This is a genomic window from Lentimicrobiaceae bacterium, from assembly GCA_020636745.1.
Lineage (GTDB): Bacteria > Bacteroidota > Bacteroidia > Bacteroidales > Lentimicrobiaceae > Lentimicrobium.
In genome coordinates, this window is record JACJXH010000002.1 from 316,245 (window position 1) to 337,384 (window position 21,140).

The 21,140-nt window shown below is 41.1% G+C and carries 15 protein-coding genes; 12 read left to right on the forward strand and 3 right to left on the reverse strand.

Going from position 1 to position 21,140, the window contains the following annotated elements; genetic code table 11:
• Nucleotides 1-224 precede the first annotated feature (224 nt).
• From uvrC to H6541_04150, 3 genes are all read right to left on the reverse strand, one after another.
• Nucleotides 225-2,036: an excinuclease ABC subunit UvrC gene (gene uvrC, locus H6541_04140; protein ID MCB9014962.1), complete on the reverse strand. Its 1,812-nt coding sequence runs from the start codon at nt 2,034-2,036 to the stop codon at nt 225-227.
• Nucleotides 2,037-2,143: 107 nt separating this feature from the next.
• On the reverse strand, nt 2,144-3,190 hold the full coding sequence (gene thiL, locus H6541_04145; protein ID MCB9014963.1) for a thiamine-phosphate kinase: 1,047 nt from the start codon (nt 3,188-3,190) through the stop codon (nt 2,144-2,146).
• Nucleotides 3,191-3,401: 211 nt separating this feature from the next.
• A complete protein-coding gene (locus H6541_04150) occupies nt 3,402-4,010 on the reverse strand; it encodes a hypothetical protein (GenBank protein MCB9014964.1) in 609 nt (202 codons plus the stop codon).
• Between the two features lie 665 nt (nt 4,011-4,675).
• Between H6541_04150 and sufB the strand changes: the two genes are divergently transcribed.
• From sufB to H6541_04210, 12 genes are all read left to right on the forward strand, one after another.
• Nucleotides 4,676-6,124 carry a Fe-S cluster assembly protein SufB gene (sufB, locus tag H6541_04155; protein ID MCB9014965.1) on the forward strand — a complete coding sequence of 483 codons (1,449 nt, stop codon included), beginning with the start codon at nt 4,676-4,678 and terminating at the stop codon, nt 6,122-6,124.
• Between the two features lie 120 nt (nt 6,125-6,244).
• Complete coding sequence (sufC, locus tag H6541_04160; GenBank protein MCB9014966.1) at nt 6,245-6,994, forward strand: Fe-S cluster assembly ATPase SufC; 750 nt, start codon at nt 6,245-6,247, stop codon at nt 6,992-6,994.
• A 24-nt stretch (nt 6,995-7,018) separates the two neighbouring features.
• Entirely contained in the window at nt 7,019-8,434 is a 1,416-nt protein-coding gene (gene sufD, locus H6541_04165) for a Fe-S cluster assembly protein SufD (protein ID MCB9014967.1), read from the forward strand.
• Nucleotides 8,435-8,519: 85 nt separating this feature from the next.
• Nucleotides 8,520-9,767, forward strand: coding sequence for a cysteine desulfurase (locus H6541_04170; protein ID MCB9014968.1), 1,248 nt, complete (start codon nt 8,520-8,522; stop codon nt 9,765-9,767).
• A 26-nt stretch (nt 9,768-9,793) separates the two neighbouring features.
• Nucleotides 9,794-10,222, forward strand: a complete 429-nt coding sequence (locus tag H6541_04175; GenBank protein ID MCB9014969.1) for a SufE family protein — start codon at nt 9,794-9,796, stop codon at nt 10,220-10,222.
• Nucleotides 10,223-10,327: 105 nt separating this feature from the next.
• Nucleotides 10,328-10,648, forward strand: coding sequence for an SUF system Fe-S cluster assembly protein (locus H6541_04180; protein ID MCB9014970.1), 321 nt, complete (start codon nt 10,328-10,330; stop codon nt 10,646-10,648).
• Nucleotides 10,649-11,038: 390 nt separating this feature from the next.
• Nucleotides 11,039-11,605 carry an RNA polymerase sigma-70 factor gene (locus H6541_04185; protein MCB9014971.1) on the forward strand — a complete coding sequence of 189 codons (567 nt, stop codon included), beginning with the start codon at nt 11,039-11,041 and terminating at the stop codon, nt 11,603-11,605.
• Nucleotides 11,606-11,667: 62 nt separating this feature from the next.
• Nucleotides 11,668-12,771 carry a FecR family protein gene (locus H6541_04190; protein MCB9014972.1) on the forward strand — a complete coding sequence of 368 codons (1,104 nt, stop codon included), beginning with the start codon at nt 11,668-11,670 and terminating at the stop codon, nt 12,769-12,771.
• Nucleotides 12,772-12,964: 193 nt separating this feature from the next.
• Nucleotides 12,965-16,273 carry a TonB-dependent receptor gene (locus tag H6541_04195; protein MCB9014973.1) on the forward strand — a complete coding sequence of 1,103 codons (3,309 nt, stop codon included), beginning with the start codon at nt 12,965-12,967 and terminating at the stop codon, nt 16,271-16,273.
• A 20-nt stretch (nt 16,274-16,293) separates the two neighbouring features.
• Nucleotides 16,294-17,769: a RagB/SusD family nutrient uptake outer membrane protein gene (locus H6541_04200; protein ID MCB9014974.1), complete on the forward strand. Its 1,476-nt coding sequence runs from the start codon at nt 16,294-16,296 to the stop codon at nt 17,767-17,769.
• 33 nt (nt 17,770-17,802) lie between these two features.
• Entirely contained in the window at nt 17,803-19,266 is a 1,464-nt protein-coding gene (locus H6541_04205) for a SusF/SusE family outer membrane protein (protein ID MCB9014975.1), read from the forward strand.
• A gap of 91 nt (nt 19,267-19,357) precedes the next feature.
• Nucleotides 19,358-21,118 carry a glycoside hydrolase family 66 protein gene (locus H6541_04210; GenBank protein MCB9014976.1) on the forward strand — a complete coding sequence of 587 codons (1,761 nt, stop codon included), beginning with the start codon at nt 19,358-19,360 and terminating at the stop codon, nt 21,116-21,118.
• The last annotated feature ends 22 nt before the right edge of the window (nt 21,119-21,140 follow it).

Sequence of the window (21,140 nt, forward strand, 5' to 3'; positions counted from 1 at the left end):
TTCAGTAAGCTGCTAAAAGGTTAATAGAAAAATTATTAACAACCTGTGGCTTTATAACTATTTGCAAATCAGGCAATAATAAGATAGTAACATTTCTCTTTTTCTTGCAAATGATTACTTTGTTGTATCACAACAGGGAGCCAGCCTTCTTCCAGCTTATTATTTTCTGATTTTATGCGGCGACAGGGTTTATGGTATTCGAAACAGGGGCAGGAGTCCGGGAGCTATTCAGCGTTTTTATCCGGATGAAAATGTTTGAATACAAGATTGGCTTTAGCTTTTCCGACTGCTGCTTCAAGCTCATGCAGGGGTGTTAATTTTATGTTTTTAACTGATTTAAATTTTCTTAACAATGCCTGAGCTGTAGCAGGGCCAATTCCTTCAATTTCACTCAGACTGGTTTTAATCGTGCCTTTCTCGCGGAGTTTACGATGATGCGTGATGCCAAACCGGTGTGCCTCGTCGCGCATTTGTTGTATAACTTTCAGCGTTTCAGATTTTTTATCCAGATGAAGGGGTGTAGGATCGCCCGGAAAGTATAATTCTTCCAGTCGTTTAGCGATGCCAATCAATTGAATTTTGTCCTGAAGTTTAAGTTTTTCTATGCTGGTCATGGCAGAGCTTAGCTGGCCTCTACCTCCGTCAACAATAACAAGTTGAGGTAAAGACTGCCCTTCAGCCAGCATTCTGCTGTAACGGCGGTATACAACCTCTTCCATGGAGGCAAAATCGTTGGGGCCTTCTACCGTTTTGATGTTAAAATGGCGATAGTCCTTTTTTTCAGGTTTGGCATGGCGAAACACTACCAGCGCTGCCACAGGAAAAGTGCCCTGGGTGTTTGAGTTGTCAAAGCACTCCATGTGCAAGGGCAATTGGCTCAGGTTTAAATCTTTGCGGATTGTTTCCAGTAGCCGGTTCGTACGTCTTTCCGGATCTACAAGTTCTTTTTGTTTTTGCTTATCAAGCTGATAGTATTTTGCATTGCGCTCCGATAATTCAAGCAATTGTTTCTTATCACCGATTTTCGGAACAGTATAATTTATATCCGGTAACCGGAAATCAGGCATCAGGGGCAATATAATCTCTTTGGCTCCGCTGCTGAAGCGGGGATGTAAATCTGAAATTGCAGCAGTTAGCAGTTCTTCAGTGGTTTCATCAAGTTTCTTTTTTATCTCCACCGTATGAGATTGAATAATAGCTCCGGAAGCTACTTTAACAAAATTTACATAGGCCGAATGCTCGTCTTCAATGATGGAGAAAACATCTACATTGTTGATGGAAGGATTAACAACCAGTGATTTGCTTTGATAACGATCCAGCAGTTCAATTTTTTCTTTGAGAATATGTGCTTTTTCAAAGGCAAATTCTTCGGCATACTGCTTCATTAATGCAACAAGCTGATTTTTTACCATACCGATATTGCCCTTGATGATGCTTCTGATTCCCTGAATTGTTTGCAGATAATCTTCCTCAGACTGATAGCCTTCACATGGGCCCAGACAGTTGCCAATATGATATTCAAGGCATACTTTAAACTTGCCTGATTGGATGTTTGGCTGTGACAGATTTAAATTGCAGTTGCGCAGCGGGTATAGTTGCCTGATAAGGTCAAGCAATGTATGCATCATTTTTACCGATGCATACGGGCCAAAATATTCACTCCCGTCTTTAATCAGATTACGAGTTGGGAAAACACGTGGAAATGGCTCCTTCTTTATGCAAATCCAGGGATAGGTCTTATCATCCTTTAGCATGATATTGTAGCGAGGCTGATATTCCTTAATCAGATTGTTTTCAAGCAGCAGTGCGTCAGATTCACTGTCAACCACTATCCATCTGATATCCGCAATTTTAGATACCAGCAGCCGGACTTTTCCGGTAAGTGAGGTGTCTTTATTAAAGTAGGAGTGAACCCTTTTCTTCAGATTCTTGGCTTTCCCTATATAAATGATGGTACCGTCTTTATCATAATATTGATACACTCCCGGATTATTTGGAAGTGTTTTGAGGATAGATGACAGGTTTGAATCCATCATTTTATGTTAAGGGAACAATGGCTGAAGTTTAACATTTATTACTCAGTGTCCGGCATATTTGTACTCGGTTTAACTGTTTTTCAGGACTTTTGTAACCAATAGAAATCCTAATCTCTCAAATGGTTAAAGCCTTGCGCATCAATAGGATACAAGCTGCCACCATTGCTAATCAGATATTCGCCCTCAGCTTTTTCGGTCATATGACCAATGATATGTATGCCCTTGATGTCTTTTACTTTCTCAAAGTCGTTTACATTTATGGTGAAAAGCAATTCATAGTCCTCACCACCGTTCATGGCAGCAGTTGTAGGATCGAGGGTGAATTCCTGAGCTACTTCAGCTGTAATTACATCAATCGGTATTTTGTTTTCATAAATCCGGCAACCCAGGCCAGAGTCATGGGCGATATGAAGAATCTCGCTTGCCAGACCATCAGAGATATCAATCATGGCAGTAGGTTTAACACCTGCCTCTTTTAGCTTGATTAGAATGTCGGTTCTGGGTTCTGGTTTTAACTGACGTTCAAGCACATAGTCGTTCCCGTCAAGGTCGGGTTGCATCGATGGGTCTGCCTTAAAAACTTCTTTTTCGCGCTCAAGCAGCAGCAGACCCATATAAGCACCGCCAAGGTCGCCACTTACACAAATAAGGTCGGTGTCGTGGGCAGTACTGCGATAAACTACTTCATCCTTTTTGGCCTGACCCAGCACCGTTACTGATATGAATAGACCTGAAACCGATGAGGTTGTATCGCCTCCTACAAGGTCAACTTTATAGCGGTTGCAAGCCATTTTGATACCTGCATACAATTCATCAAGGGCTTCAACTGAAAAACGGTTTGATACCGAAATACCTACGAGCATTTGAGTGGCCGTTCCGTTCATGGCTACAATGTCTGAAATATTGACTGCCGCTGCTTTGTATCCCAAATGCTTTAAAGGCATATAAGTAAGGTCAAAGTGTACGCCTTCAATGAGCAAATCCTTCGAAACAAGAGTTACATTCTCACCGTTGTCAATAACGGCTGCATCGTCGCCAACCCCTTTCAGGGTGCTGCTGTTAAAAGGTTTGATTCCGGCTGTTAAGTGATCAATAAGCCCGAATTCACCAAGGGCTGAAAGTTCGGTTCGGTTAGGTATGTTATGCTCAGTCATTATAATTTTTTTTGCAAAGGTAAGCAATCTGCACTGTAAGTAATTGAATGCAATTGAACTGGCAGGTGGTTAAATTCTGCATCGCAAAAATAAGCTGGTTAAAATGATTGAAGATTCATGTTCAATGAGTAAACAGGTAAAAGATTAAATCTCATCTTCTGAGATTTTACCTTCAGAAAATGAGATTCCTATGCATGATTTAAACTCCTGATTAAAACCGATAGCCAAGTGTAAGCTGAGCTGCAGAGCTGGAAAGCCCAAAATTGAAACTGCTTAAATCGTTCTTTGATTCACCTGTGACTCCGGGCTCGCTTACGACTTCCTCAGCGATTGAATAGTTGAGCCCAGGTTTAACCTCTACTCCTACAAGGAGTTTATTGCTGATGTTATAATTTATACCAGCCACTGCATTAATTCCGGGTGAATAACGGGTGGTTTTTATTGTTCTTTGATTGTTGAAGGAGTTTTGGGTAAATTCTTTTTTAGTGTAGTTGAAACTGAAGTTGACATCAGCTCCAAATCTTGCTTCAAGTTTTGTATCAATAGTTTTTCTGCACTCCCGTCCAATAGCAGTCCCAAAGCCGAACCCGGTACTGTTTTTTTCGCTGTAATAATCAGGGTTACTTGAATTTGATTTAGCTGCATTCACGTTAAGGTAATTAAACCTCCACAAAGCTTTTTCATTTCCGGTTTTATAGCTGAGCCCGAAATTGTCGAAGTTTTGAAATGTGAGGCCGATTTCTCTTGTTTTTTTCGGTTGTTGCGCCATCAAGCCAAAAGATAGCAGGGCCATAACCAAAATTAAAGATGTCTTTTTCATAGAGCTGGTGTTTGGTTAAATTGGGGAAACGGATTTTATCATTGGATTACAAAAAAAATAAATAGCAATAAAATGTATTATGTTTTTGCAAAACGGCCACTTTTAAATTCTATTATTCAGCTGGTTAATTAATTCAGCAGTTTTATGCTTTTTTAACACAAATGCGAAACATTATCGCACGCGGGGGGCAAAAGTTGAATTTTATTCGTTGGTGAATGTCTGATGTCTGAGTAACATAAGGGGCCAGAATCAGGTTCTCGTTTCAGGAGTATTAACAGCAATTTGATTTGAAATTTTATGAACTTTTATCCGAGGGAATGTGTACATGAATTTTTGGAATTATTGAAAATAATTTCAAAGTGATAAGCCGGGGTAAATATAACTTTTTATATGATCATGATAAACAAAACAACAGGCCGGGGGAATCTTAAACCTGTATGATGGCATTGTTGCAACCAGTTTTAAAGGTGAAACTCAAATCAGTGCAACATATCATCTATCCATTTGTTAATTGAATGTGAAGAAAATCAGGTTGACAACGAACTTATAAGGAGTAAAATCTGATTTTTAATCGTGCTTTTGGCATTCTTATAAGCATGAAAATTTGTATATTTGCCGACTATCTTAATTTAATCTAATTAAGTACTTAAATAAGTCTAAGGGAAATGGAAAAAGACCCTAATCATATACTTGACGAGGTTACACAGGGGGAGTATAAATACGGTTTTTACACTGATATTGAGATGGAAACAGCCCAAATGGGCTTGACCGAAGATACAGTGCGTTTTATCTCAGCCAAAAAAAATGAACCTGACTGGCTGTTGCAATTCAGGCTGGAAGCTTACCACAAATGGTTAGGCATGACAGAGCCCACATGGGCACATCTTCATCATCCGCCTATCAATTACCAGGATATTATTTATTATGCAGCACCTAAAAGGAAAAAGGAGCTGGCAAGTCTTGACGAGGTGGATCCTGAATTGATTGATACATTCAACAAGCTTGGTATTTCACTCGAAGAGCAAAAAAGGCTGAGTGGAGTGGCTGTTGATGCGGTTATTGACTCTGTTTCAGTCAAAACAACATTTTCGGAAACGCTTGAAAAACAAGGAATTATATTTTGTTCTTTCAGTGAGGCTGTGCAAAAAGTCCCTGAGCTGGTAAAACAATATCTGGGCACGGTGGTACCTTCCAGTGATAACTATTTTGCTGCATTGAATTCAGCTGTATTCAGCGATGGTTCTTTTTGTTACATACCCAAAGGAGTGCGCTGCCCGATTGAATTGTCAACTTATTTTCGCATCAATGCCGCCAACACCGGTCAGTTTGAGCGTACGCTCATTATTGGCGATGAGAACAGTTATGTAAGTTACATGGAAGGTTGTACTGCTCCCATGCGCGATGAAAACCAATTACATGCTGCTATCGTTGAGATTATAGCATTAAAGGATGCTGAAGTCAAATACTCTACTGTACAAAATTGGTATCCGGGCAATAAAAAGGGTGAGGGCGGAATTTACAACTTTGTGACCAAGCGAGGCATTTGTAAAGGAAATAATTCAAAAATTTCGTGGACTCAGGTTGAAACCGGTTCTGCCATTACATGGAAATACCCAAGTGTGGTATTGATGGGCGACCATTCAGTTGGTGAGTTTTACTCTGTGGCGGTTACCAATAACTATCAACAGGCTGATACCGGGAGCAAAATGATACATTTGGGAAAGAACACCAAAAGTACCATTATCTCCAAAGGAATTTCGGCAGGTTACAGCAGTAACAGTTACCGAGGATTGGTAAAAATGACCAAAAAGGCAGAGAATTCGCGTAACTTTTCGCAGTGCGATTCCCTTCTGCTGGGCGACAAATGCGGAGCACACACTTTCCCTTATATTAAAACTGAAAATCGTTCATCCATTGTTGAGCACGAAGCCACTACTTCTAAGATATCTGATGATCAGCTATTTTACTGTAATCAAAGAGGCATCAGTACTGAAAGCGCCATTGGACTGATTGTGAACGGATATGCAAGGGAAGTTTTAAAACAATTGCCTATGGAATTTGCTGTTGAAGCACAGAAGTTGCTGTCAATCAGTCTTGAAGGCAGTGTTGGATAATCTATCTGTGAAGATAATAAAGTCAGGAAAATGGGCTGTAATCTAATGACAATTGTTAAATAGTGCAATTTCTCAGGATGATTCCGGTTTCTTACAAAACTCAAATAACAACACAACATTATGCTTAGCATCAAAAACTTACGGGTTTCAATCAATAACAAGGAAATTCTGAAAGGGGTTAATCTGGACGTTCACCCTGGTGAAGTTCATGCTATTATGGGCCCAAACGGTACTGGAAAGAGTACCCTGGCCTCGGTAATAGCCGGACGCGATATTTTTGAAGTTACAGATGGGGAAATAAATTTCAAAGGAAAGAATTTACTTGGCATGCCTGTTGAAGACAGGGCTAGTGAAGGTATTTTCCTTGGATTTCAGTATCCGGTTGAAATACCGGGTGTTAGTATTACCAATTTTATGCGCACAGCGGTAAACGAACAACGCAAATACCGTGGCCTTGATCCAATCCCGGCGAATGAGTTTCTGGCCAAGATGGAAGAGAAAAAGCGCATGCTTGAAATTCAGGCTAAACTGGCCAACCGATCAGTTAACGAAGGATTTTCAGGTGGTGAAAAAAAGAAGAACGAAATATTTCAGATGGCGATGCTGGAACCCACACTTGCTATTCTGGATGAAACAGATTCCGGCCTTGACATTGATGCCTTGAAAATTGTAGCCAACGGAGTGAATAAATTACGACGCCCCGACAACGCTTTCCTGGTGATAACGCACTATCAGCGATTACTTGATTACATCGTTCCTGACATCGTTCATGTGCTGTTTGACGGGCGAATTGTACGTTCAGGAGGAAAAGAACTTGCGCTTGAACTTGAAGAAAAAGGTTACGAATGGATTAAGGCAGAGTTGGCTTAAGTCTTGCCTAACACATTGTTTATTATGGATGGAGCAACAACAATAAATTATAATACCAGAGATGCCCTGATTAAGCTTTTTAATGAGCAAATCGGTCATATCGGCATGAACGATAGCGAACGAATTGCCGCTTTGCGAAAAGAGGCGATGGCTGTTTTCACTCAGCAGGGTTTTCCGCATACCAAACTGGAAAAATGGCGCAATACTGACCTCAGTAAAATGCTAAATCATCAATATAATTTCCCGTTGGAACCCTCGCATGATCATGTTGATTTTAACGAGGTGTTTAAGTGCGATGTGCCTGGTTTTGACACTTTTATGGTTGCCTTGTTTAACGGTTGGTTTATCGACCGTGGAAGTATTCTTCCGCAATCAGACAAGGGTGTGATTGTTTGTGGTCTTGCCGAGGCGTTTAAGAAATATCCCGAACTGATTGAAAAGCATTACGGTAAATATGGCCTTGTTGCTGAGAACAGTCTTACGGCATTGAACACTGCTTTGACCATGGATGGCGTTTTTATTTATGTGCCGGATAATGTGGAAGTTGACAAAACAATTCAGATTGTTGACCTGATAAGCGCTACCGATGGTGTTTTTGTTCAGGCCCGTAATCTGGTGGTTCTTGGGCGAAACAGCAGCCTGAGGCTTGTTCAGTGCGACGATTCTATTGACAATCACATTGGTTTTATTAATTCGGTCACCGAAGTGCTTGTTGGTTCTGGAGCTTCACTTGATCATTATAAACTGCAGAATAAGAATGACCACTCTGCAATGGTCAATAATATCTATTTCCAGCTTGAAGCTGATGCAAAGCTCTCTACCAATGCGATAAGTCTGAATGGAGGACTTATCCGCAATGAGGCCAATGTAAAACTCAACGGAAGCGGCAGTCGTGCTGATGTTTTGGGCGTTTACCTGATGGATCGTGAACAACATATAGATAATCAGGTATTTATTGATCATGCTCAGCCCGATTGTTCCAGCAATGAAATGTTTAAAGGCATTTTAGACGACCATGCAAGTGGCGTTTTCAATGGTCATATTCTTGTTCGGCAGGATGCACAACGAACCAATGCTTACCAGAACAATAAAAATATCCTGATTTCCGATAAAGCGGTGATTGATACCAAGCCCTTTCTTGAAATTTATGCCGATGATGTAAAATGCAGCCATGGAGCAACAGTAGGTCAGCTTGACAGTGAAGCCATGTTTTATTTGCGATCAAGAGGCATTGGTATGGAAAATGCACGCATGCTGCTGATGTATGCATTTGCTGCTGAAATTGTCAACAAAATCAGTATTCCTGAGCTCAGGTTGAGAATTGATGATCTTGTGAAAAAAAGGCTCAGAGGCGAACTTTCAAGTTGCGACCAGTGTGTGCTCCACTGCAACTCTAAAGAACAAAAAGTGGCATTTGAAATTGATATGAGCAAGATTTGATTTCTGACTTTTAACCCAGAAATAAGCTGATAAATTATCTAATAAAACCGTTGCAAATTCACGCTTTCTGTTACCAAACTGCCCGATGAATAAAAATTCAGACATTAGGAATTTAGCTTCAGATATTGAAAAAATAAGAGCCGACTTCCCTATTTTAAAGCGTCAGGTTCACCAAAAACCATTGGTTTATTTTGATAATGCCGCGACAACCCAAAAACCGCAGGTGGTTATTGATGCTTTGGTTGATTATTATACTCATCTGAATTCGAATGTGCACAGGGGTGTGCATTTTTTGAGCCAGCAGGCCACAATTGCATTTGAAGATGTAAGGGTGAAAATTCAAAAATACCTGAATGCAAGGTTTTCTCATGAAATAATTTACACACGTGGCTGTACCGAAGCTGTGAATCTGGTTGCGGCAACCTGGGGCCGGCAGAACATATTGCCGGGCGATGAAATATTGATTTCTGCGATGGAACATCATTCCAACATTGTTCCCTGGCAGATGCTTTGTGAAGAAAAAGGGGCACTTTTAAAAGTGATTCCACTGCTCGAAAACGGAGCGCTTGATATGAATGCTTTCGAAGTCCTGTTAACTGACAAAACTAAGCTTCTGGCTATTACTCATATTTCCAACACAATGGGAACAGTTAACCCTGTGAAAGAGATAAGCAGACTGGCGCATGAAAAAGGTGTAACGGTTTTGGTTGATGGCGCTCAGGCGCTTTCGCATCTTAAAATTGATGTACAGGATATAGATTGTGATTTTTACACTTTTTCAGCTCATAAAGTTTATGGGCCTATGGGTATTGGTGGCTTATATGGTCGTCAGGAACTGCTCAATACCATGCCTCCTTACCAGGGTGGTGGAGAAATGATTCGCAATGTTACGTTTGAAAAGACTACATATAATGATTTGCCTTTCAAGTTTGAGGCTGGTACTCCTAATGTAGGTGATGTGCTGGGGTTTGGCGCAGCATTGGATTATGTCAACAGCATTGGCATTGAGTCTATTGCAGCTTACGAAAACCTGCTGTTGCAATACGCTACCGAAAGGTTCAACAGCGACCCGCTTATCAGGATTATTGGTACAGCACCCGGGAAAGCCAGTCTTATTTCATTCCTTATTGATAAGATTCACCCTTATGATGCTGGGACCATCATTGACCATTTTGGCATTGCCGTCAGAACCGGTACACATTGCACGCAACCACTGATGGATAGTCTTGGAATACCAGGAACCATCAGAGCATCGTTTGCGTTTTACAATACCTTCGACGAAATTGATAAACTTGTGGAGGCTATTAAAAAAGTGGAAGAACTTTTTCTTTAATTTCGTAAATATTAAAAGACTGATTGATGAAAATTGAGGAAACAACAGGCGCAATAATCAATGAATTTGACATTTTTGACGACTGGATGGACAAATACAATTATCTGATTGAACTTGGCAAATCATTGCCAATGATTGATGAGCGTTATAAAATAGAGAGTAATCTGATTCAGGGATGTCAGTCACGCGTTTGGTTACACGCTGAATTTGACGGGAAACTGGTACATTTTACAGCCGACAGTGATGCGGTTATTACCAAAGGAATTGCCAATCTGCTTATCAGGGTTTTTTCTGACCATTCACCACAGGAAATCCTTGATTCATCTACCGATTTTATCAATGAAATCGGATTGACCGAGCACTTGTCTCCAACACGCTCAAATGGGTTGCTTTCGATGATTAAACAAATTAAAATGTATGCGCTGGCATTTAAAACCAAACAGGCAATGGACTAAATGCGAATACTGCAAAAGCATAGCCCTGGCTTTGAACTTATAGTCTCAAGGCTCTTTTGTTTCCGGATTATTACTTTACATAAATACTAAATTAATTCTGCCATGATGGATCATGAAAAAACCCTGGCACTGGGAGATCAGATAATTGAAAGACTAAAAAGGGTATTTGACCCTGAAATTCCGGTCAATATTTATGATCTCGGGCTTATTTATAATATAAGTATTGATAAAGATTCTGTAGCTCACATTACCATGACCCTTACCGCTCCCAACTGCCCAGTGGCAGAGTCATTGCCGGTTGAAGTCAGGGATTCTGTAAACCAAATACAAGGAATTAGCGATTGTGTTGTTGAAATTACTTTTGACCCTCCCTGGACTAAGGATATGATGTCGGAAGAAGCCATGCTTGACCTTGGGTTCTTATAAAAAGTAACGCAGATTCCGGCAATAATGGGCCGAATGTTCTTGCGTTTTCGTTTGTGGTTTTTTTTTGAGACTATATCTTTTCAGCGGATGAGCCCGGCTGCTTTATCCAATGTGTCAACTCTCAACCATCACTCCTGGCCATTTTATATTTGTATTATCTTTCCGGTGATTGCAGGGCTTCAGCAGATTCCTGTCAGTTTAACAATTACTTTAATTGCAATACGTATCTGCGTTTTGCAGCTTCTTGTTTTTTTTTCGGAAGGCAACAATATTTCAGGTTGACTTAACCCGGTACAAATGTATGCGGGTAAATAAACCTTTTGTTTTATAATTGCATAAAAAGTTCAATATATTTGCCCTTCGCCATTAACCATCCAGAGAAGTAAAATTATGCTGACCAGTGAAGATCTGTTTCTTTTACAAAAGTTGAAGGAAGGAGATATTCATGCACTTGAAGTGATATTTAACAAGCATTACAATAACCTCAGCAAATATCTTCAAATCTTATTTAAGAATGAATTACTGGTAGAGCACATAGCACAGGATATTTTTATTTATCTGTGGGAAAACCGCGAGCAACTTCAAATCAGGGATTCCCTGGAGTCATATATTTATACAGCGGGACGTTACAGAGCTCTTAACCAGCTTCGAAATGCCAAACTTCAGGAAGCTGTTCGTGAAAAACTATCCGTTTCTGCAGGTGATGATTTGTATCATGTTGATGCTGAACTCGAAAAGCAGGAATTAAAGCAATTAATTGATGAAGCTGTTTCAATGCTTCCGCCAAGATGCCAGCAAATTTTCAGATTAAGCAGAGAAGAGGAAATGTCGTACAGGGAAATTGCAGAATATCTTCATATCTCCTGCAATACGGTGGAAGGGCAGATGGCTATTGCCCTCAAAAAGTTGAGATCTGTTTTAAAGCCGTTTTATTTCAGGCTTTTTGTTTTAACCTGATTTTTTTTCCATTGTTCTTGGTGGTAATCTTCTTTTCAGGTGTCATTACCTGAAACAAGCAGATGATGGCACCTTATATCCCCTGGGATTTATTTACAAAAAAACTCCGGAACGGAATATCGGAAACGGAAGAGCTGGAGCTGAACTTCTGGCGGAGCAAGTCAGAATTCAATGATTTGCTTTACGAAGAGATAATGAATGATGCCAGATTTAAAGCTTTGATTATCAATGGCAAATGGGAAAACAGCAACAGGCAATGGCAATATATTTTAAGTAAAATTGAAAAACCGGTAAATCGCTCCTATACCATAAGCAAGAGTAAAATCCGGTATTTATCTGCAGCAGCAGCGGCTGTAATCATCCTGTTGTCCGTTGCACTCACCTATTTTTATTCAGGGTTTAATAAATTTAAGAACGAACAGCTTTCGGTGGGCTATACTTCGGTGTATTCCCCACGCGGGCAACGTACCAGTGTGATTTTACCCGACAGTACAAAGGTGTGGCTGAATTCTGAGTCGTCGCTCAGATACCCCACTGATTATAACAGACAGAAAAGAGAGGTGATAACCGAGGGTGAGGCTTTTTTTGAAGTAACAAAAAATCCCGACAAGCCTTTCTATGTTCTGGCTAATGAGATAAAAATAAAGGTATACGGAACGTCATTTAACGTAAAAGCTTTTCCGGAAGAGAAGACAATTGAAACTACTCTGATTGAAGGAAAACTAAGCATAACACCGGTAAAATCAAATAATGGCAAAGGGGAGGAGATATTTTTAAAACCTAACGAGAAATGCATCTTTGTCAGAGAATCAGGAAAAATAAATCGGGCGTCAGGAAAAGAGCTTTCGCAGGAGGCCGTTTCGAAAAACACCTCTTCACTGCCTGAAGTAACGATTAAAAAGAACATTAATACAGAAGAGGAGTCGCGCTGGAAAGATGGTAAATTACTGTTTGAAGATGAAACATTTGGCGAGCTGGCCATCAGACTTGAGCGCTGGTATGATGTAAAGGTTCATTTTGTTGACGAAAAAATCCGAAACTACAAATTTACCGGCTCATTTGATAAAGAAACCATTAATCAGGCAATGGAAGCTTTGAAATTATCATCTCAGAAATCGTATGAATATGAGATAGTATTCAGAGATATCTATCTGAAAACAAAATAACACACACTAACCATCAAACCCCAAAAACATATGCCTTCCGGATAAAAAAAACCAAAGACCGGACGAAACGCCCGGTCTTCAGAAGTTCTGGGGAAATAACATGCTTACTGCGAATAAGCATCATCCTCCGGACTTGCCTTGCTCGTAACAAGACAAATCGAACCTATTGTTTAATAGTAAACAAAGCAAATTTATGAAAATTAAGTTACATAAATGCTTCGCCTGGTTGCATATTGTCGGGCGTTCAAAAACACTGAGAATCATGAAAATAATACTTCTGTTGGTAATATTGGGAGTCTCTAATATTTATGCATCTGTATTCTCGCAATCCATTGATATCAATCTGACGCTAAAAAGTGTTCCTTTAAAGGAGGCTTTTACGCAAATTGAAAGCAAAACCGATTACAAGTTCCTTTACAGGTCAGATTTAATCGATATTGATAAACTGACCAATCTTGAGGTTAAAGGTAAAAGTACACTCGACAATTTGCTGGCGCTGTTATTGCGCAACACGGAAATTAGTTACAATGTGTTGAACGATAACCTGATTGTACTGGCACCTAAACAACAGCACATCGTTAGTGGGATAATTTCTGATGCAAAAACAGGATTAACCATTCCTGGTGTGAATGTTTTGATTGAGGGAACAAGTCAGGGCACTGTTTCGGACTTATCGGGGAAGTACTCTATTGAAGTTCCTGATGTAAACGCAACACTTGTTTTTTCATTTATTGGCTACGAAAGTCAGAAAGTTGCTTTGGCCGGACGTACATCAGTGAATGTTAAAATGGTTTCTTCGGTTGGAAATCTGAGTGAGGTTGTAGTTATCGGATATGGAACGCAACGTAAAAAGGATCTTACTGGTTCGGTTTCTGTAGTGGCAACCAAGGAGATTGGATCCTTACCTGTGCCCAGCATTAGTGATGCTTTACAGGGAAGAGCTGCTGGCGTTCAGGTAATTTCATCCGGTGCTCCCGGCAGTGATGCAACTTTTCGTATTCGCGGGGTAGGCACAATTAACAACAATGATCCTTTACTGGTTATTGATGGGGTTCCGGTTTCAAGCGGCCTCAATCAATTGAATATGAATGATATTGAATCTATTCAGGTGCTGAAAGATGCCTCTGCAACAGCAATTTATGGCTCAAGGGGTGCCAATGGGGTATTGATTGTAACTACAAAACGCGGTAAAGGAGATAAATCGCATCTTGACTTTAATTACTTTATGGGTCTTCAGCGGGCTGCCAATGTGGTTGATATGCTTAATGCCGAACAATTTGCCACGTTGCACAACGAAATTATGTCGAATGCCGGACTTCCTCAAAATCCTGCGTTTGCCAGTCCGGCTTCTTTAGGAAGCGGAACCGATTGGTTAGGCGAGCTGTTTGATGTTGCTCCTATCAGTAATTATTCTCTTTCTTATTCGGGAAACAGCGAGAAAACAAACTATTATGTTTCAGGCAATATTCTTGATCAGGATGGTATCGTGCTCAATACCGGCTACAAGAGGTATACAGTGCAGTTTAATGCCGATACCAAAGTCTTCGACAAACTAAAATTCGGGAACAGCCTGACCTTAAATCATGATGTAAAAACCAGCGGCGATTACAATATCCGTAATACCATGCTTGCTTTGCCAACACAAAGTATTTTTCAGGAAAATGGCATGTATTCAGGACCTGTAGCTCAGCCTATGTGGGACGGCGATTTGGTGAACCCGATCGGCCTTGCAAAAACAGTCGACAATTCAATCAAAGGATATAATCTCCTGGGCTCTGTGTATGGTGAGTATTCTGTTCTCGAAAATCTGAAGTTTAAATCATCACTTGGACTACAGGCCAATTTTTGGAACGCACGAACATGGGCTCCCAATTACAAATGGAACTCAAGTTCAAAAGACAACTCCTATTTATTCGAACAATATAATAAAAGCCTTACCTGGGTGTGGGACAATACGCTAACTTATGAGAAATCATACGGAAAACATAGTTTTCTGGTAATGGGTGGTACAAGTGCTCAGGAAAATAATTTTAATTTTCTCAATGGTTCAATTCAGGCTTTTGCCAGCAACCTTACCCAACAGATTAACAATGGAACACAGCAGCCAACAGTAGGAGGCAACACCAGCTCATGGTCATTGTTTTCCTATATGGGAAGAGCAAACTATACGTACAACAATAAATATTTGTTCACTGCAACTCTGCGTCGTGACGGATCGTCACGCTTTGGTGAAGGAAACAAATGGGGAACTTTTCCTTCAGGAAGTGTGGCATGGCGCATTTCGGAAGAGCCCTTTATGCAGTCGTTCAGTTTTATTGATGATATGAAACTGCGCGCAGGTTACGGAATTACCGGTAACCAGGAAATTGGTAACTATACTTTTGCTTCGGCGCTGCAAACCATCATGTACAACTTCGATAACAGTATCGTTACTGCAGTTGTTCCCAATATGATGCCCAACCCTTACGTTCAGTGGGAAGAGCAAAAACAGTCAAATATTGGTCTCGATGCCTCTATGTTTAATTACCGTATTGAAGTAGCCCTTGATGGTTATATTAAAAACACAGAACAAATGCTGGTACCTATGTCTGTTCCGGTTTCAACCGGTTATTCTGATGTGTTTGTTCCTTACATCAATGCCGGAAAAATGGAAAATAAAGGGGTGGAAATCAGTATCAATTCCAGAAATCTGACTGGAGAATTTACATGGAACAGTTCATTTAACTTCTCCTATAACTACAATCGGGTTGTTAGTTTGAATGATACAGTTCCGATGACCAGCGGAAGTATCGGATTAAATTATAACCTGGCGCTGATTCAGGCCGGCCATCCAATCAATGCTTTTTACGGGTTTGAAACTGATGGTATATTCCAGACTCCCGAGGATGTAGAAAACCATGCTGTGCAGGTCAGTGGCAACGACCCTTATAACCGCACTTCAGCCGGAGATATCCGTTTTAAAGACCTCAATAATGATGGAATCATTAACGACAAAGACAGGACATTTCTGGGTAATCCCAATCCATCTTTCATTTTTGCCCTCAACAATTCATTTGCATGGAAAGGATTTGACCTGAGCATTTTCCTTCAGGGCGTTTCGGGCAACAAAATCCTGAATGCAAACCGTATCTGGAGTGAGGCTATGTCAATTGCACAGAATCAAACAACTGAGACCTTAGGACGCTGGACAGGCGAAGGAACAAGCAATGAAATGCCCCGCGCCGTATTCAACGACCCTAACAAGAACAACCGCCCGAGCGACCGGTATATTGAGGATGGTTCGTACCTGAGAATTAAAAATATAACCCTGGGTTATACTTTACCAAAGGCGTTGATTAACAAAGCACACCTCGAATCGGTGCGGGTATATGCTACTGCTTTAAACCTTCTCACAATCACAAAGTACACCGGATTTGATCCCGAAGTTGGAACCAGCGGAATAGACAATAACGTTTATCCGGTTACAGCTACTTACAGTTTTGGTGTTAACATTGGTTTCTAACCTTTTAATTGACAAATAGTATGAAAATCAAAATATATTTTTCAGTCTTACTCCTGAGTACACTTTTATCAGGATGTGGAAAGGATTTTCTCGAAAAATCTCCTGAGGATTCTATCAATACGGCCAATTTCTTCCAAACCGAGAGCGATGCGATAGCTGCCATCAATGGCGCTTATCAACCTCTTCAGTGGCCCAAACTCTACAATATGCGTATGTGGACTTCCGATATTATGGCTGGTAACAGCATAGTTGGCGCTGGTGGAGGCTCTGACGGGCAGGAAACACAGGATATGGCCAACTTTGTAACAGCAACCGATAATCAGGGAGTTTTGGATTTGTGGCGGGGACCCTGGCCAGGAATATTGCGTTGCAATATCATTTTCGATAAAGTGCCCGGTATGAATATCAGCGAGTCTGTTAAAAACAGAGTACTTGGTGAGGCTTATTTTCTGCGCGCACATTATTATTTTATTCTGGTACGATACTTTGGAGACGTACCGCTTGTTCTCAAACCTGTTGAACCTGGTGATGACCTGAGGCCTGTGCGCACATCTAAGGAAACTGTTTATAATCAAATTATCAGCGACCTGGAAAAAGCCATTGAACTGCTTCCTGCCCGTGAAGCCTACTCAGGATCCGATAAGGGCCGAGCTTCAAAGGGTGCTGCTACAGGCTTGCTGGCCAAAGTTTATCTTACTTTGGGTGACTGGCAAAAAACAGTTGACCTGTGCAATGGGGTAAAGGAGTTAGGCTACGCACTGAATGCAAATTATGCCGATAATTTTAACCCTTCCAATAAGAATACCGTTGAATCGTTGTTCGAAATCCAGTTTACCGGTAATGCAGGCTTCAATTTTTGGTCAAACGAAAATCAGGCTTCATGGCTCAGCACATTTACCGGCCCGCGTGGTTCTGATATGGTTGCTGGTGGATGGGGCTGGAATCAGCCTACCCAGGAATTTATGGATGCCTATGAACAGGGCGATTTGCGCAAAGACGTTACCGTTCTTTACGAGGGTTGTCCTCAGTTTGAAGGGCAGGATTATTCACAATCCTATTCTGTAACAGGTTATAATCTCCGAAAATTTCTGGTGCCAAAATCAGTTTCTGACTCTTATGATAACAGCCCTATGAACTTTCCGGTACTCAGGTACGCTGATGTTTTGCTCATGAAGGCTGAAGCCCTGAATGAACTTGGCAGAACTTCAGAGGCCGAAGTGCCGTTGAATGAAGTGCGCAACAGAGCCGGTTTAGACAATGTTACAGGCTTGTCAAAAGAACTTTTCCGTGAAAAGGTGCTTCACGAACGTCGGATGGAACTTGCTTTTGAAGGCCAGCGCTGGTTTGACCTTGTTCGGGTAAACAATGGCCAATATGGTATTTATTTTCTGCAGAGTATTGGAAAGTCTAACATGAGCTCCAAGTTTCTGTTGTTCCCGATTCCACAAAAGGAAAGGGATGCCAATCCCAATTTGTCTCAAAATGCAGGGTACTGATAGTTTTAAGTTTAACACGATAAAAATACCAAGATGAAAAAACAATATAAAAACGGCGTTGTCAGTGGACCGCAGGTCCTTCGGCATAAAGCTGTCCGTCTGATGTGGCTTTTTATGGCAATTGTTTCATTATTTGCAATCTCTTCCTGCCAGAAGGAAGAAGATGATGGCATTACTCTTGCCGGAGATTTAAAGCTTTCGGCTTCTGCCTCCTCAATATCACTTGATCAAAGAAACGATGCTAAAACAGCTTTAACTCTTAGCTGGACTACCGGAACCAATAACGGGACCGGTGCATCCATCTCCTACGTTTTGCAAATTGCAAAGCAAGGCAGCGCATTTGCTGAGCCTCTTTCAATAGATATGGGAAAGGCTGTTTATGAGAAATCATTTTCAGTTGCTGAATTCAATGCACTGTTACTTGGCCACTTTGGCTTGGAAGCCGGAGCTGAAACCGCTTTCGAGTCAAGGGTTGTGGCTACTGTTTATGACTCGCCCGTCAAAACAGCCACTTCTCCTGTTGTTGCCTTTAATGCAACTGCATATGAGCCGGTAAGCAGCACACTTTATCTTCTCGGAAGTGCTTCTTCGGCCGGATGGAATGCCGCAAATGCTATTGAACTTACACCTGACGAGGACAATCCAACTATTTTCTCGTTCAGAGGTGCATTAGGAACCGGTGAATTCAAATTTATTACAACATTGGGCAATTTATTACCTGCTTATGTGCGTGGTGCTGATGATAATCATATCGTTTACCGGACTACCGAAAGCCAGTCAGATGATAAATTTACTATCAGTGAGCCTGCTATTTATAAAATTGAAGTTAGTTTGCTCGACCTGACAATTAGTACATCCAAACTTGAGTTGCCAGCATATGAAAATATATACATGGTGGGCAGTGCAGCACCCAACGGTTGGGATATAACCAATGCAACCGAGCTTGTACAGGATGCTGATAACCCATTCATTTTTTCATACACAGGAGTGATGAACCCCGGTGAATTTAAGTTTCCGGTGAACCGAAACGGCGATTGGGGACAGGATATGTATATGATGCTTTCCGATTCAACAATGTACCTGCATCATGGAGGTGATCCTGACGATAGCAAATGGTCCATCGAAAAGAAAGGGCATTACATCATTACACTTAATCTGTCTGACAATACCATTTCCATAAAACGGACTAAGCTTTTCATGGTTGGAAGCGCCACTCCGATAGGATGGAATATTGGCGAAGCCATTGAACTGTCAGAAGATGATACTGATGGATGTGTCTTCACCTATAACGGACCGATGGTTGCAGGTGAGTTTAAATTCCCTGTAAACCGAAACAGCGACTGGGGGCAGGATATGTATATGCGCATCAGCGATACTGAAATGTACCTGCATCATGGTGGTGATCCGGACGATAATAAATGGAATATTACTGCGGATGGGAATTATGTGATTACTGCCAATGTGGAAACATTGTCAATTAGCATTCAAAAGCAGTAGTTGGTGGTTGGTTGGTGTGTGATAAGGGTTGCCTTCATTGGCAACCCTTTAACTTCTGATATATTGAAAATCAATGATATAACGTCATTTTATGAACAAACCTATTCTTCTTTCCTGTGTGTTTTTTCTGGTTTTTGCTTTCTTTTCGTGCAAAAAAGAGGAAAATAAGCCAGATTCACCGGTAAGCCCGTCATTTACAAGTGTTTCTATTTCTACCGATAAGGCCTGCTATCATCCGGGCGAAGAGGTGATTTTTGAAACAGACAAGGAGTTGTCATCTTCGGTCAGAATACGCTACAGACACCTCAACACTTTGATTGAGGAGACTGATTATACCGGGAAAATATGGAAATGGACACCTCCTTCATCGGATTATACGGGTTACATGGTTGATGTTTATGAAAGCAGTGATGGAGTGGAAAAAATTCTTGGGAGCATAGCGGTTGATGTTTCATCTGACTGGTGTCGCTTCCCCAGGTACGGGTTTTTGTCTGAATATCAGCAAATGAGTTCTTCTGCAATCGACTTTGTGGTAAAAGGTTTGTCACGTTATCATATCAATGGCTTGCAGTTTTACGACTGGCATTATGACCATCACAGGCCGCTTGCAGGTACCGTAAGCAACCCTGCTGCCGTTTGGAAGGATATTGCCAACCGTGACAATTATTTGAATACAGTAAAAGGATACATTGACGCTGCCCATCATTATAATATGAAAGCCATGTTCTATAACCTGGCGTATGGTGCTCTTAACAATGCTGCCGCTGATGGAGTGATGGACCAATGGTATTTGTACACCGATGCAGCTCATGTCAATAAGGACTATCACGCTTTGCCTTCGCCCATGTTTAAAAGCGATATTTTTCTGACAGACCCTTCAAACCCGCAGTGGCAGCAATATCTGGCTCAACGCAACACTGATGTTTATGAGGTTTTTGATTTCGATGGATTTCATATTGACCAATTGGGTAATCGTAACCGGACACTTTATAACTATAGCGGTACTCCTGTTGATTTGCCCTCGGCTTTTCATAGTTTTATTCAGGAAATGAAATCTGATACGCCTGATAAGTATTTGGTGATGAATGCAGTAAATCAATACGGGCAAGCAGAAATTGCTTCAGCTCCGGTTGACTTTCTTTATTCTGAAGTCTGGAGTCCGAATGACGAATTTGATGACCTTGGTCGTATCATTTCTGAAAATAATGCTTCCTGCAATCCGCGGAAAAATACTGTTCTGGCGGCCTATATGAATTATGACCTAGCCGGTAATGCTGGTTATTTTAATACACCCGGTGTATTACTTGCAAATGCTGTTATTTTTGCTTTGGGGGGTGCGCATCTCGAATTAGGTGAACATATGCTCGCCAGAGAGTATTTCCCAAACAATAACCTCCAGATTTCAGGCCAGTTGCGCGATGCTTTGATTTGTTACTATGATTTTCTGGTTGCATATCAGAATTTATTGCGGGATGGTGCTGTTTTGAATAAACCGGAAGTAAGCAGTTACAACAGTCAGCCTGAAATGGGCTCATGGCCCCCCGAAACCGGGAAAGTTGCAATTACAGGCAGTTTGTCTGACAACCGGCAGGTGTTGAATTTTATCAATTTTACCAGTGCCACGCATTTGCAATGGCGTGATTCAAATGGCACACAACCAGAGCCGGTTACTTTGAAGAATTTAAGCATTTCATTCAAGGCCGGCAGGCCTGTAAGGCAAATCTGGATGGCCTCGCCCGACAAAAATTACGGTGTGCCGGAGAATATTGATTTTGCTGTTAATGCTGAGGTTGTGGAGTTTACATTGCCTGAGCTCAAATACTGGGATATGCTCGTTGTAGAGTATGAATAGCGATTGCCTGACATTTCAGGGT

What these genes read in the sequence shown, in the direction of transcription:
- uvrC (MCB9014962.1), bottom strand. Translation starts at nt 2,036, where the DNA reads ATGATGGATTCAAACCTGTCATCTATCCTCAAAACACTTCCAAATAAT.
- thiL (MCB9014963.1), bottom strand. Translation starts at nt 3,190, where the DNA reads ATGACTGAGCATAACATACCTAACCGAACCGAACTTTCAGCCCTTGGT.
- H6541_04150 (MCB9014964.1), bottom strand. Translation starts at nt 4,010, where the DNA reads ATGAAAAAGACATCTTTAATTTTGGTTATGGCCCTGCTATCTTTTGGC.
- sufB (MCB9014965.1), top strand. Translation starts at nt 4,676, where the DNA reads ATGGAAAAAGACCCTAATCATATACTTGACGAGGTTACACAGGGGGAG.
- sufC (MCB9014966.1), top strand. Translation starts at nt 6,245, where the DNA reads ATGCTTAGCATCAAAAACTTACGGGTTTCAATCAATAACAAGGAAATT.
- sufD (MCB9014967.1), top strand. Translation starts at nt 7,019, where the DNA reads ATGGATGGAGCAACAACAATAAATTATAATACCAGAGATGCCCTGATT.
- H6541_04170 (MCB9014968.1), top strand. Translation starts at nt 8,520, where the DNA reads ATGAATAAAAATTCAGACATTAGGAATTTAGCTTCAGATATTGAAAAA.
- H6541_04175 (MCB9014969.1), top strand. Translation starts at nt 9,794, where the DNA reads ATGAAAATTGAGGAAACAACAGGCGCAATAATCAATGAATTTGACATT.
- H6541_04180 (MCB9014970.1), top strand. Translation starts at nt 10,328, where the DNA reads ATGGATCATGAAAAAACCCTGGCACTGGGAGATCAGATAATTGAAAGA.
- H6541_04185 (MCB9014971.1), top strand. Translation starts at nt 11,039, where the DNA reads ATGCTGACCAGTGAAGATCTGTTTCTTTTACAAAAGTTGAAGGAAGGA.
- H6541_04190 (MCB9014972.1), top strand. Translation starts at nt 11,668, where the DNA reads ATGATGGCACCTTATATCCCCTGGGATTTATTTACAAAAAAACTCCGG.
- H6541_04195 (MCB9014973.1), top strand. Translation starts at nt 12,965, where the DNA reads ATGAAAATTAAGTTACATAAATGCTTCGCCTGGTTGCATATTGTCGGG.
- H6541_04200 (MCB9014974.1), top strand. Translation starts at nt 16,294, where the DNA reads ATGAAAATCAAAATATATTTTTCAGTCTTACTCCTGAGTACACTTTTA.
- H6541_04205 (MCB9014975.1), top strand. Translation starts at nt 17,803, where the DNA reads ATGAAAAAACAATATAAAAACGGCGTTGTCAGTGGACCGCAGGTCCTT.
- H6541_04210 (MCB9014976.1), top strand. Translation starts at nt 19,358, where the DNA reads ATGAACAAACCTATTCTTCTTTCCTGTGTGTTTTTTCTGGTTTTTGCT.